This is a genomic window from Paraburkholderia sp. Clong3, assembly GCF_050436485.1.
Taxonomy (GTDB): Bacteria; Pseudomonadota; Gammaproteobacteria; order Burkholderiales; family Burkholderiaceae; genus Paraburkholderia; species Paraburkholderia tuberum.
Genome location: NZ_JBNDMH010000003.1, coordinates 2,740,816 through 2,753,345, shown reverse-complemented (window position 1 = coordinate 2,753,345; position 12,530 = coordinate 2,740,816). Strand labels below are relative to the sequence as shown.

The 12,530-nt window shown below is 63.8% G+C and carries 10 protein-coding genes and 5 pseudogenes; 11 read left to right on the top strand and 4 right to left on the bottom strand.

From position 1 onward, the window contains the following. Nucleotides 1-43: 43 nt before the first annotated feature. From OKW30_RS36020 to OKW30_RS35995, 6 genes and pseudogenes are all read left to right on the top strand, one after another. On the top strand, nt 44-1,084 hold the full coding sequence (locus OKW30_RS36020) for an ABC transporter substrate-binding protein (protein WP_429348971.1): 1,041 nt from the start codon (nt 44-46) through the stop codon (nt 1,082-1,084). Nucleotides 1,085-1,134: 50 nt separating this feature from the next. Then, a pseudogene (locus OKW30_RS36015) lies at nt 1,135-1,314 on the top strand (sensor histidine kinase N-terminal domain-containing protein); the annotation flags it as partial. Then, a pseudogene (locus OKW30_RS36010) lies at nt 1,314-1,802 on the top strand (MFS transporter); the annotation flags it as partial. The pseudogenes OKW30_RS36015 and OKW30_RS36010, both read left to right, overlap by 1 nt. Before the next feature lie 81 nt (nt 1,803-1,883). Next, the gene (locus OKW30_RS36005; protein WP_429348970.1) at nt 1,884-2,768 is read left to right on the top strand and encodes an alpha/beta fold hydrolase; all 885 of its coding nucleotides are present in this window, start codon (nt 1,884-1,886) and stop codon (nt 2,766-2,768) included. Between the two features lie 190 nt (nt 2,769-2,958). Beyond that, entirely contained in the window at nt 2,959-3,210 is a 252-nt protein-coding gene (locus OKW30_RS36000; RefSeq protein WP_429348969.1) for an AbrB/MazE/SpoVT family DNA-binding domain-containing protein, read from the top strand. Continuing rightward, the gene (locus tag OKW30_RS35995; protein ID WP_429348968.1) at nt 3,204-3,554 is read left to right on the top strand and encodes a type II toxin-antitoxin system ChpB family toxin; all 351 of its coding nucleotides are present in this window, start codon (nt 3,204-3,206) and stop codon (nt 3,552-3,554) included. The genes OKW30_RS36000 and OKW30_RS35995 overlap by 7 nt, the downstream gene beginning before the upstream one ends. 46 nt (nt 3,555-3,600) lie before the next feature. Here the strand turns inward: OKW30_RS35995 and OKW30_RS35990 are convergent. After that, nucleotides 3,601-4,110: pseudogene (locus OKW30_RS35990) on the bottom strand (substrate-binding domain-containing protein); the annotation flags it as partial. A 360-nt stretch (nt 4,111-4,470) separates the two neighbouring features. On the opposite strand from OKW30_RS35990, the gene OKW30_RS35985 reads away from it, so the two are divergent. Beyond that, nucleotides 4,471-6,699 (top strand): NADP-dependent isocitrate dehydrogenase, encoded by a 2,229-nt coding sequence (locus tag OKW30_RS35985; RefSeq protein ID WP_429348967.1) that lies wholly within the window; start codon nt 4,471-4,473, stop codon nt 6,697-6,699. A gap of 143 nt (nt 6,700-6,842) precedes the next feature. Here OKW30_RS35985 and OKW30_RS35980 read toward each other — a convergent pair whose 3' ends face one another. Continuing rightward, a complete protein-coding gene (locus OKW30_RS35980) occupies nt 6,843-7,070 on the bottom strand; it encodes a hypothetical protein (protein ID WP_013092475.1) in 228 nt (75 codons plus the stop codon). Between the two features lie 360 nt (nt 7,071-7,430). Further along, a pseudogene (locus tag OKW30_RS35975) lies at nt 7,431-7,691 on the bottom strand (LysR substrate-binding domain-containing protein); the annotation flags it as partial. On the opposite strand from OKW30_RS35975, the pseudogene OKW30_RS35970 reads away from it, so the two are divergent. Beyond that, nucleotides 7,679-8,218: pseudogene (locus tag OKW30_RS35970) on the top strand (acyclic terpene utilization AtuA family protein); the annotation flags it as partial. The pseudogenes OKW30_RS35975 and OKW30_RS35970 overlap by 13 nt on opposite strands. A gap of 1 nt (nt 8,219) precedes the next feature. Beyond that, nucleotides 8,220-8,525: an AtuA-related protein gene (locus tag OKW30_RS35965; protein WP_429348966.1), complete on the top strand. Its 306-nt coding sequence runs from the start codon at nt 8,220-8,222 to the stop codon at nt 8,523-8,525. A gap of 55 nt (nt 8,526-8,580) precedes the next feature. Here OKW30_RS35965 and OKW30_RS35960 read toward each other — a convergent pair whose 3' ends face one another. Continuing rightward, nucleotides 8,581-9,291: a FadR/GntR family transcriptional regulator gene (locus OKW30_RS35960; RefSeq protein WP_184024710.1), complete on the bottom strand. Its 711-nt coding sequence runs from the start codon at nt 9,289-9,291 to the stop codon at nt 8,581-8,583. 417 nt (nt 9,292-9,708) lie between these two features. Between OKW30_RS35960 and OKW30_RS35955 the strand changes: the two genes are divergently transcribed. Beyond that, on the top strand, nt 9,709-11,040 hold the full coding sequence (locus OKW30_RS35955; protein WP_429348965.1) for an MFS transporter: 1,332 nt from the start codon (nt 9,709-9,711) through the stop codon (nt 11,038-11,040). A gap of 130 nt (nt 11,041-11,170) precedes the next feature. Further along, nucleotides 11,171-12,520 (top strand): glucarate dehydratase, encoded by a 1,350-nt coding sequence (gene gudD / locus OKW30_RS35950; RefSeq protein WP_429348964.1) that lies wholly within the window; start codon nt 11,171-11,173, stop codon nt 12,518-12,520. The last annotated feature ends 10 nt before the right edge of the window (nt 12,521-12,530 follow it).

Here is a 12,530-nt window from a genome sequence, read left to right as displayed (position 1 = left end):
GACCCGCGCGGCGCCCAGACACAAGATAACGGAGACACCCCCAATGAAGCTTTCCTTGACGCGTTTCTCGCGCGCGGCCTATGCCGCCGTCGCGGCGTCGCTCGCGCTGTGCGCGCTCGCGAGACTCGCGACGTCTGCGCAAGCCGCCGCGCCGGAGAAACTCGCGATCATGGTGGGCGGTACCAACAAGCTCATCTATCTGCCGGCGCGTCTTGCCGAACGGCTCGGCTATTTCAAGGCCGAAGGGCTCGACGTCGAACTGCTGTCGCAGCCGACTGGAATAGACGGCGAAAACGAAATGCTCGCGGGCGCGGTGCAGGGCGTGGTCGGCTTCTACGATCACACGATCGATCTGCAGACACGCGGCAAGGAAGTGAAGACGATCGTCGTGTTCAGCCAGGTGCCCGGCGAAGTGCAACTGGTCGCGGCGAAATCGGCCGATTCGATCCGGAGCATGGCCGACGTGCGCGGTAAAACGCTCGGCGTGACGGGGCTCGGTTCCTCGACGAGTTTTCTCACGCAGTACCTCGCACAGCGCGCGGGCGTGCGGTCCACGCAATACACGCTGCTGCCGGTCGGCGCGGACAGCAGTTTCATCGCGGCGATGCGGCAAGGACGCATTCACGCGGGTATGACGACCGAGCCGACCGTCACTCAACTATTGAAAGCGGGCGACGCCAAAGTACTCGTCGATATGCGCAGTGTCGATGGCACGCGCGCTGCGCTCGGCGGCATGTATCCGGCGTCGAGCCTCTACGTGCAAAACACGTGGCTCGACGCGCATGCCGACGAAGCCGCGAAACTCGCGCGCGCATTCGTCAAGACGCTGCGCTATATGCGCACCCACAGCGCGGAACAAATCGCCGCGCAGATGCCAAAAGAAGACATCGGCAACGACAGGGCGCTGTATATCAGCGCATTGCAGGCCTCGCTGCCGATGTACACCGTCGACGGCAAGATGCCAGCCGACGGTCCGCAGACGGTGCTGAAGGTACTGTCGAGCTTCAATCCGGCGGTGAAGGGGCGGCATATCGATCTGTCGCGCACGTTTACCGATCAGTTCGTCGATGACGTGAAGCCTTGAAAGCGGGCTGACCGCGGGGGGCGCTTCGAGCACAAGAGGATCGGCACATCGTGTTTTCAGGCAGTTTGCGCGGACGCTTGTTGTGGTGGCTGCTGTTGCCGTTGGCGGCATTCGTTTCCATTTCTGTCGTCATTTCATACCGGTTCGCGCAGAACACCGCGGACCTGGTTCAGGACAATGCGTTGCTGTCGTCGATGCGGATCATCGGCGAGGATATCGACTGGGACAACTGACGCGCGGTCTGACGCGCGTGCAGTCCGGTGTCGTACAGATGATGTTCAACATCGGCGGCGGCATCGGCGCGATCGTGATCGCCGGCATGATGGACCGGATGGGGCGGCGCCGCACGGTCGCGGGCATGTATGTCGGCATCGTCGTTGCGCTTGGCGCGTTGCTGAGCGCGAATGGCGGCACGTCGATGGCGTGGGGCGGTCTGCTCGCGGGGCTGTTCCTGGTCGGCGGCCAGTCGGTGTTGTATGCGCTGGCAAGCAGCCTGTACCCGACCGAAGTGCGTGGCACCGGCGTCGGCGCGGCCGTGGCGGTGGGCCGTCTCGGCTCGATCCTCGGACCGTTGATCGCGGGGCAACTGCTCGCGATCGGTCAGGGTGCGAGCGTGCTGCTCGGCGCGAGCATTCCGCTGATCGCGGTCGCCGCGATTGGCGCGTGGCTCGTCGTGAATCGCTCGACACTTCGTTATACCCCGGTGGCCGCGCAATAGCTTTGCAGCCCGAAATACCGCGCGGGTCCGCCGTCAACGGCGACTCGCGGTCACTTAATCCGTGAAACAAAGGAATTCGACATGAGCAACACCAACACGCAAGCAGCGGCGATCACCGAGGAAGCGACCAGCCGATTCGTCCGCATCACCGAAGACGGCCGCGAGATGCAGCTCCACTACAACGACGTGGGGCAGGGTGCGAAAACGGTCGTGATGCTGCACGGCTCGGGACCGGGCGCGACCGGCTGGGCCAACTTCAATCGGAACGTCGAGCCGCTCGTCGCGGCGGGCTATCGCGTGATCCTGATGGACTGCCTCGGTTGGGGCAAGAGCGACCCGATCGTCTGCAAGGGCTCGCGCTCGGAACTGAACGCGCGCTGCCTGAAGGCGCTGCTCGATGCGCTCGATATCGAACGCGCGCATATCATCGGCAACTCGATGGGTGGGCATAGCGCGGTTGCGTTCGCGCTCGCCGAGCCGCAACGCGTCGGCAAGCTCGTGCTGATGGGCGGCGGTACCGGCGGCCCGAGCCAGTTCGTGCCGATGCCGACCGAAGGCATCAAGCTTCTGCAAGGGCTGTACCGCAACCCGACCATCGAGAACCTGCAGCGCATGATGAGCGTCTTCGTGTTCGACACGAAGGCGTTGACCGAAGACCTGATGCAAGCGCGCCTCGCGAACATGCTGGCGCGCCGCGATCACCTCGAGAACTTCGTCGCCAGCCTCGCCGCGAATCCGAAGCAGTTCAACGACTACGGGCCGCGCCTTGGCGAAGTAACCGCGCCGACGCTCGTGATTTGGGGTCGCGACGATCGTTTCGTGCCGATGGACATCGGCCTGCGGCTCGTTGCCGGGATGCCGAACGCCGATCTGCATGTGTTCGGCCGCTGCGGGCATTGGGCGCAGTGGGAGCATGCGGACAAGTTCAACCGGATGGTGGGGGAGTTCCTGGGACGCGGGCAATAAGCAGGGTTGTCGTTGTGGGCGACTGGTGCGTCGTTGCGGCGGCGGGCTGGTTGCCTCGTTTAGGTTTGGGTTCTTTTCTTCGCCGACTAATAGGCGATTTCAAGATCCAAATGTAGAGTCAATGTAGATACGGGCGACTTGCCGTTTTCGCTGTGAGTATCTACAATGGATATACATTTGGAGCTGGGATATGAAACTCAAGATTCAGAAGTGGGGCAACAGCGCTGCAGTACGGTTGCCGGCCGTGTTGTTGGAGCAAATTCATGCGTCGGTGGGCAGTTCGCTGAACGCGGACGTGCGCCCCGAGGGGGTGTTGCTTACGCCTGCGCGTCGCAAGTATTCACTGGATGAACTCGTCGCGCAGTGCGATCCGAAGGCGCCACCGCCAGCCGATCTCGACGTCTGGAGTGAAGTCAAGCCGGCGGGGCGCGAAGCATGGTAAGGCGCATCAAGTTTGAGCGCGGCGATATCGTGCGCGTGAGCCTGAATCCGACGCTTGGCAAGGAGCAGCAAGGCGATTTCCGTCCCGCGCTGGTTTTGTCGCCTGCCGCATTCAATGCTCTTGGGGTCGCGCTCGTTGCGCCGATCACGCAGGGGGGGGAGTTCGCTCGATACGCTGGGTTCGCGGTACCGCTCTCGGGTTCGGGAACAGAGACTCAGGGGGTGGCTCTGGTGAATATGGTGCGCACTCTGGACCTCGAGGCCAGCGGCGCACGCAAAGTCGAGCGCGCTCCGGCCGAGGTAGTCGAGGACGCGCTCGCCCGCCTTCAAACGATTCTGGAATGACGGGAAAGACGATACGAACTAAACCAGCCCGCGGCGAGCGACCCCATCACTCCGCCGCCGGCATCCGGGTCACACTCTTCGGCACCCGCCCATCACTACCCGCGGCGTCGTCCGCTGCCTCTCCCAACTCCCGCCTAACCGTCGACTCCCGCACCACCAGATGCGGATCAAGCATCGAATAACCCGCGCTTTCTTCGCCCTTACCGTGCAGTTCGTCGATCAGCTTCATCATCGCGAGCTCACCCATCTTCTCGCTCTGAAAGTCTACCGAGGTCAGCGCCGGCGACGCGTACTCGCCATACGTCACGTTGTCGAATCCAGCGATGGAAACGTCGCGCGGCAACGAGAAGCCCAGCTCGCGCGCTTCCTTGATGAAGCCGAGCGCGATCAGATCGTTGTAGCAGATCACGGCGTCCGGTCGTTTCGGGCCGAGCATCAGGCCCGAGCAGGCGCGCTCGCCGGCCGTCGACGACGCCGGCGCAGGACGTCGTGACGCGCGAAGCGCGGGCGTGAGGAGGCGGCGGCGGCGCAGGCGTATCTTCGAGGCGCCCAATCGTCGGCAAGTGGAGGGCAGCAGTCACGGCTCGGTGGCGGCATTTGCGGCTCGTCAATGCGACCAATTCGCATTCATCCAAAAATAATATTCCGCAAGTCATCTATAAGATATCTGTCTTAAGACCGGGGTGATCGGCCGCAAACCCTTGCCAGTCATGGCTCGACCCCTTTGGGTAGGGTCTCGCGACCTGTTTGTCTGGTCACATTTAGTGGAAAACGCGCATATACTCTCGGTCGTATCGCAAAACGAAGGTCGCGGGGTTGCGTCGTGCCGAACTGACGCCGTCAGCCGTCGCGCCACGATTTGCGCTGGCTTCGACTGCCAACGCTCTGTCTATCACTTCCTAGCAAAGCATTAATCATGTCCACACCGCCGAAGATCATCTACACCCTGACCGACGAAGCGCCCGCACTGGCGACGTACTCGCTGCTGCCGATCGTCAAGGCGTTCACGCGCTCGTCCGACGTGCTCGTCGAAACGCGTGACATCTCGCTCGCCGGCCGGATCATTGCCGCATTTCCGGACTACCTGAGCGCGGAGCAGAAGGCTTCCGACGATCTGGCGGAGCTCGGTGGACTCACCATGCGCCCGGAAGCGAACATCATCAAGCTGCCGAACATCAGCGCGTCGGTGCCGCAGTTGAAGGCAGCGATCGCCGAGCTGCGCGACCAGGGCTATAAGCTGCCGTCGTACCCGGACGTCGCGACGACCGACGCCGAGAAGGACGTCAAGGCCCGCTACGACAAGATCAAGGGCAGCGCGGTGAACCCGGTGCTGCGCGAAGGCAATTCGGACCGCCGCGCGCCGTTGTCGGTGAAGAACTACGCGCGCAAGCATCCGCACAAGATGGGCGCATGGAGCGCGGACTCGAAGTCGCACGTCTCGCACATGAGCGATGGCGATTTCTACGGCAGCGAGAAGTCGGCGCTGGTCGCGCAGGCCGGTAGCGTGAAGATCGAACTGGCCGCCGCCGACGGCGCGATCACGGTCCTGAAGGCGAAGACGCCGGTGCAGGCAGGCGAAATCATCGACGCGTCGGTGCTGAGCAAGAACGCGCTGCGCAGCTTCATCGAAGCGCAGATCGCCGAGGCGAAGGCGAACGGCGTGCTGTTCTCGGTGCACCTGAAGGCCACGATGATGAAGGTCTCGGACCCGATCATCTTCGGTCACGTGGTGTCGGTGTTCTACAAGGACGTGCTCGCGAAGCATGCGCAAGCACTGGCCAAGGTCGGCTTCAACCCGAACAACGGTATCGGCGACCTGTACGCGCGTCTGAAGGATCTGCCGGCTGAAACAGCCGCGACGATCGAAGCCGACATCAAGGCGCAGTACGAACAGCGTCCGCCGCTCGCGATGGTCAACTCGGACAAGGGCATCACGAGCCTGCACGTGCCGAGCGACGTGATCGTCGACGCATCGATGCCGGCGATGATCCGCGAGTCGGGCAAGATGTGGGGCGCCGATGGCGCGCTGCACGACGCGAAGGCGGTGATTCCGGACCGTTGCTACGCCGGTGTGTACCAGGCGGTGATCGAAGACTGCAAGAAGCACGGTGCGTTCGACCCGGTCACGATGGGCACGGTGCCGAACGTCGGGCTGATGGCACAAGCCGCCGAAGAATACGGTTCACACGACAAGACGTTCCAGATCCCGGCGAACGGCGTGGTCCGCGTCACCGACGAAGCCGGCGCGGTGCTGCTCGAGCAGCCGGTGGAACAGGGCGACATCTTCCGTATGTGCCAGACCAAGGACGCGCCGGTCCGCGACTGGGTCAAACTCGCGGTGAACCGCGCCCGCGCTTCCAACACGCCGGCCGTATTCTGGCTCGACGCGGCGCGCGCGCACGATGCGCAGATCATCAGGAAGGTCGAGCAGTACCTGAAGGATCACGACACGAACGGTCTCGACATCCGCGTGATGACGCCGGTCGAAGCGACGAAGTTCTCGGTCGAGCGCATCCGCGCCGGCAAGGACACGATCTCGGTCACCGGCAACGTGCTGCGCGACTACCTGACCGACCTGTTCCCGATCATGGAACTGGGCACCAGCGCGAAGATGCTGTCGATCGTTCCGCTGATGGCCGGTGGCGGGATGTTCGAAACCGGCGCGGGCGGTTCGGCGCCGAAGCACGTGCAGCAGCTGGTCGAGGAAGGCTTCCTGCGCTGGGATTCGCTCGGTGAATTCCTCGCGCTGGCGGCATCGCTCGAGCATCTGGGCACCGCGTATCACAACCCGAAGGCGCAGATTCTTGCGAAGACGCTCGATCAGGCGACCGGCAAGTTCCTCGACAACGACAAGTCGCCGGCGCGCAAGGTCGGCGGCATCGACAATCGCGGCAGCCACTTCTACCTCGCGATGTACTGGGCTGAAGCACTGGCCGCGCAAACCGACGATGCCGCGCTGCAGGCGCAGTTCGCGGGCGTCGCGCAGGCGATGGCCGACAACGAGGCGAAGATCGTCGCGGAACTCGGCGCGGCGCAGGGCAAGCCGGTGGATATCGGTGGCTACTACCGTCCGAACGTCGAGCTGACTAGCAAGGCGATGCGCCCGAGCGCGACGCTGAACGCAATCGTCGATTCGGTGGCTTGAGCTCGCGCGGGCGACTGATGCGGTAAGCACGCAGCACACCGCGGACAAAGCCGCAAGCAGGACCGCAAATACGACAATGGCGCCTTCGGGCGCCATTGTCGTTTCTACTGTCACTGCTACGTCGCCGTCGGTCATGCCCGTCCTTATACGTGAACGATTTCCCAATCGGCGAGCTTCTCCGGAATTTCGAGCGTCGACGTGTCGAGCTCCGACAGATGCTCGCAGCTCAGACCGCGCGCGAGGTCGTCGGCGGCCTGTTGCGGGCTCGAGAATTCTCCGAGCGTTTCGTTGCCGTAGGTGGCTTCCCAGCCGTCCTGACCCGGCAGAATGTAGAACGCTCCCTGCGTCGAACCAAAGCGAAAGCCTTTCATTTTTACTCTCCCAGTTGCCAATAAAAAAAGCCGCGATTCGTGACGGCTTCTGCGCAATCTGCGGGATTTGGGTGGCCGTGTCGTGAGGCCCCTCGAATCCGACTGCGTGAAGCGCGTGCTCTTGTGAAAGAGTCTACGTCAGCGAATCGGCGGGCAATTGGGCGTCGAGCCGGTCTTTATATTAAAAATATTCGTGTAAAAACAAAGGCTTGCGCGATCCTTTTTGCGATGTGCAACGCCGCCGGGCATCGTGAAATGGCCGCTTTGTGCTCCGCACCATGATTTTTTACGACGCGCGGCATCGTTTCGTATCGTGAAAATTAGGGCTGCGCGCGACGCGCAAAACGACGCTGTGCGGCCCTATGACACGCCGAGCCGTTCGATCAGCATCGCGACGAAGGTCTCGGTCACCGGCGGCAAGGTTCGGCCGCGCTTTTTGATCAGCGCGATGCGCCGCGTGAACGTGGCTTCGTCGATCGGTCGCGCGACTAGCTCGGGCTCCGCGCGCACCTCGCGCGCTGACGCCGGCAGGATCGTGATGCCGAGCCCGGCGCGCGCCATCGCGACCGCGCTCATCATGTAGGTCGGTTCGCAGGCGATGCGCGGCTCACATTGCGCGTCGTTATCTGCAGCCCGACGTGGTCGCCGATTTCTCGCAGGTGCGCGTCGAGCAGGAAGCCGTGGACCGTGTGCGCGTCACCGGCGGTGGCGGCACGGAGCGCACCGCGACGTTGAAAGTGTCGGTTGCGTATTTCGACGGCTATATCGGCGAGGGGCAGATTTCGTACGGCGGACCCGGCGCGCTCGCGCGGGCGCGGCTCGCGCTCGATATCGTGCGCGAGCGTCTCGCGCTGACCGACGTGCAGACGCGCGAGTTGCGCTTCGATCTGATCGGCGTGAACGCACTGCATGGTGACGCGGTGGCGGCCGGTCATGGCGAGCCGTACGAAGTGCGCGCCCGGGTGGCGGGACGCACGGCGTCGCTCGCGCAGGCGCTGCGCATCGGCAACGAGGTCGAGACGCTGTACACGAACGGACCGGCGGGCGGCGGCGGCGTGACGAAGGCGGCGCGCGAGGTAGTTGCGGTGCAGTCGGTGCTGCTGCCGCGCGAGTATGCGACGCCGGCTTTCTCGCTGATGGAGGCTTGAGATGAAACTACGAGAACTGGCCCACTCGCGCACCGGCGACAAGGGCAATACGCTCAATATCTCGGTGATCTGCTACGACGCGCTGCATTACGAGCGGTTGCGCGATGTGCTGACGCCCGAGCGCGTCAAGACGCATCTGCGCGATGTGGTGCGCGGCGAGGTGGTGCGCCATGAGTTGCCGGGCCTTGCCGCATTCAACTTCGTGCTCGGCGACGCGCTCGGCGGCGGCGTTACGCGTTCGCTCACGCTCGACGCGCATGGCAAATCGCTGAGCTCGGCGTTAATGGATCTCAACGTGGGGCAGTGAGGGCATTGCCGGCGGCGCGTCGTGTTGCGGGGCGGCCGCTCAGCCCCGCATGTGATCACACGCCAGCCTTCGTCAGGTCATGCGCGCGGCGCAGTCGCTCGCGGCTGTTGCTCAGATGCATGCGCATCGCGGCGCGCGCGTCGTCGGCATCCTGACGCTCGATCGCGCGATAGATCATCAGATGCTCGCCGAGCACGCTGCGCAACACCTCGATATGGTCTAGCTCCGCGATCTCGGCCGAACCGAGCCGGGTGCGCGGGCTGACCGAGCGGCCGAGCTGGCTCAGCACGTCGAAGAAATAGCGGTTACCGCTCGCGCGCGCGATCTGCAAATGGAACTCGATGTCGTGTGCGAGCGTGTCGGTGCTGCCGCGCTCGAGCTCCGACTCGAATCGATCGAGCGCAGTGCGGATCTGCTTCAGGTTCTGCTCGGTGCGCCGCGATGCCGCGAGCGCGGCCGCGGCCGCTTCGACGTCGATCCGGAACTCGATGATCGCCATCACGTCGAGCATGCTGGTGAGATCGGCGGCGGGAAGCTGCATCGGCTTTTCGGCGGCGGGCGCGAGCACGAACGTGCCAATGCCATGGCGCGTCTCGACGATCCTCTCTGCCTGCAGACGCGAAATCGCCTCGCGGACCACGGAGCGGCTCACGGACAACTGCTTCATCATCGCGACTTCGGTGGGGATGCGGTCGCCTGGCCTCAGCGCGCCGCGGCGAATCTCATCGGAAAGGGTGGCCACCACCTTTTCAGTTAGGCTGCTCATTTTTGTGGCTGGTTGACTGATCCTGCAAAGTATCGCACAGGACTGTACTCGATTCTGCCGCGTTCGGCGGCATCGGCGCGGGCTATTTTTTGCGTGCAGATGCGCGGTGGGGGCGGGGATGAGGCGGACATTTGCGCAAACGCATGGGCTGCTGACGACAGTCTGCCAATCGTAGACATCGGACGTCTTAGTTCGAGGCGGATTCCGGGTTGGTCAACAGGGTTATGAACCTTTGAATCTGCCGTTATTTCAAGGCGATCCCTCTGGAATCACAGGGTAAACACCCCACTGGATTTGACCAAAGTTACGCGGTAGACTGTCGTCAGACAACATGTCAGGCGTAGAGCAGGGTCTTGCACCCACCGGGTGCGCCGCGCTGCGTTCCATCAGGCCTCGTGGCCGACAGGGAGACACAACTTGACATCAGTTCTGACCACCGCGCTCGACCCGCTGGAATCGGCGGTCGCGAAGGTGAAGCGCAACGTGTTGCCGCTTTTCCTGATCATGTTCATCGCGAACTATATCGACCGCGTGAACATCGGCTTCGTCAACGCGCACATGAAGGCCGATCTCGGCATCGGCGCGGCCGCCTACGGGCTCGGCAGCGGGCTGTTCTTCATCGGCTACGCGCTGTTCGAAGTGCCGTCGAACGTGCTGATGCAGAAGTTCGGCGCGCGCGCCTGGCTCACGCGCATCATGGGCACGTGGGGGCTGGTGGCGGGCGCAATGGCGTTCGTCTGGAACGACACGTCGTTTTACGTGCTGCGGTTCCTGCTCGGCGTCGCCGAGGCGGGCTTCTTTCCCGGCGTCGTCTTTTACTTCACGCAGTGGCTGCCGCAAAAGGAACGCGGCAAGGCGATGGCGATCTTTCTGTCGGGCTCGGCGCTCGCGTCGGTGCTGTCCGGTCCCATCACCGGCTCGCTGCTGTCGATTCGCGGCCTCGGCCTGCAAGGCTGGCAGTGGATGTTCCTGATCGAAGGCGCATTCTCGATCGCGCTGTGCGTCGTCAGCTGGTTGCTGTTGAAGTCGCGCATCCGTGACGCGCATTGGCTCACGGCCGAAGAACAGCGTGTGCTCGAACAATCGATCGCGGCCGAACAGGGCGAGCGCGAAGCGCAAGGCGGCGCGCATCTGCCGACGGTGAAGCTGCTGAAGGACCCGCAAATCGCGCTGTTCTGCTTCCTGTACTTCGCGATCCAGCTGACCATCTACGCGGCCACTTTCTGGCTGCCGACCATCATCCGCAAGATGGGCGGCCTTTCCGACTTCGAGGTCGGCATGTTCAACGCGATTCCGTGGCTGATCTCGATGGTCGCGATGTACGGGTTCGCGGTCGTATCGGCGAAGTGGCGACATCAGCAGGGCTGGCTCGCGGTCGCGCTCGTCATCGCGGCGGTCGGTCTGTTCGCGTCGACGTCGGGCAACCCGGTGTTCTCGTTCGTCGCGATCTGCTTCTCGGCGATCGGCTTCAAGGCGGCGTCGTCGCTGTTCTGGCCGATTCCGCAGGGCTACCTCGATGCGCGCGTCGTCGCCGGCGTGCTCGCGCTGATCAACTCGCTCGGCAACCTCGGCGGCTTCTTCGCGCCGGCCACCTTCGGCTATTTGCAGCAACACACGGGCTCGATCACGGGCGGGTTGTACGGTCTCGGCGTCGCGTCGCTGCTCGCGGCGGCGGCCGGCTTCCTGACGCGCAACAAGCCCGGCAATCGCGAGCCGTTGCCCGATTCGTTGCGCGGCAACGCGCATTGACTACACTGACGGCTCGCATGCGGCCGTCGATTTTTCTGTATTCGAGTTCTCATCCGGTCCGGTCGAACACGCACGCAGCGCGCGGCGGCTTCCGCCGGCCGGCCTACTTCATCACACAGGTGCTTTTCCCATGTCCACCAAACCTACCGAATCGAACGCCACGCCGGTCGTCACCGAACTGCGCGTCGTGCCCGTCGCCGGTCGCGACAGCATGCTGATGAATCTGAGCGGCGCGCATGGTCCGTTCTTCACGCGCAACATCGTGATTCTGCGCGACAGCGCGGGCCATACCGGCGTGGGCGAAGTGCCGGGCGGCGAGAACATCCGCAAGACGATCGACGACGCGCGGCCGTTCGTGGTCGGTCAGTCGATCGGCAATCTGCAGGCGATCCTGAACAAGGTGCGCACGCAGTTCGCCGATCGCGACGCTGGGGGGCGTGGCCTGCAGACCTTCGACCTGCGCACGACGATTCACGCGGTGACCGCGCTCGAAGCCGCGCTGCTCGACCTGCTCGGGCAGCATCTCGGCGTGCCGGTCGCGGCACTGCTCGGCGAAGGCCAGCAGCGCGACGAGGTGGAAATGCTTGGTTACCTGTTCTATATCGGCGATCGCAACAAGACCGATCTGCCGTACGCGAACAACGCCGGCGCGCGTGACGACTGGGAGCGCGTGCGCACCGAGAAAGCGCTGACGCCGGAGACGGTCGTGCGTCTTGCCGAGGCCGCGAAGGCGCGCTATGGCTTCAACGACTTCAAGCTGAAGGGCGGCGTGCTGCCAGGGGACGCCGAGATCGAAGCGGTCACGGCACTCGCCGAGCGCTTCCCCGAAGCGCGCGTGACGCTCGACCCGAACGGCGCATGGTCGCTCGCGGAAGCGGTGCGCCTGTGCCGTGACAAGCACGATGTTCTCGCCTACGCGGAAGATCCATGCGGCGCGGAGAACGGCTATTCGGGCCGCGAAGTGATGGCCGAGTTCCGTCGCGCAACCGGCCTGCCGACGGCGACCAACATGATCGCGACCGACTGGCGTCAGATGGGTCACGCCATCCAGCTGCAATCCGTCGATATTCCGCTCGCCGATCCGCATTTCTGGACCATGCAGGGCTCGGTGCGCGTCGCGCAGATGTGCAACGATTGGGGCCTCACGTGGGGTTCGCATTCGAACAACCACTTCGACATTTCGCTCGCGATGTTCACGCACGTCGCGGCCGCGGCGCCGGGCAAGATCACCGCGATCGATACGCACTGGATCTGGCAGGATGGTCAGTTCCTGACGCGAGATCCGCTGCAGATCGTCGGCGGTAAGGTCAAGGTGCCGCGGAAGCCGGGGCTCGGCATCGAACTCGATATGGATGCGCTCGAGAAGGCGCACGCGATGTATCAGCAGCACGGCCTCGGCGCGCGCGACGACGGCGTTGCCATGCAATATCTGATTCCGAACTGGAAGTTCGACAACAAGCGGCCGTGTCTCGTGCGTTAAGGACGATTTA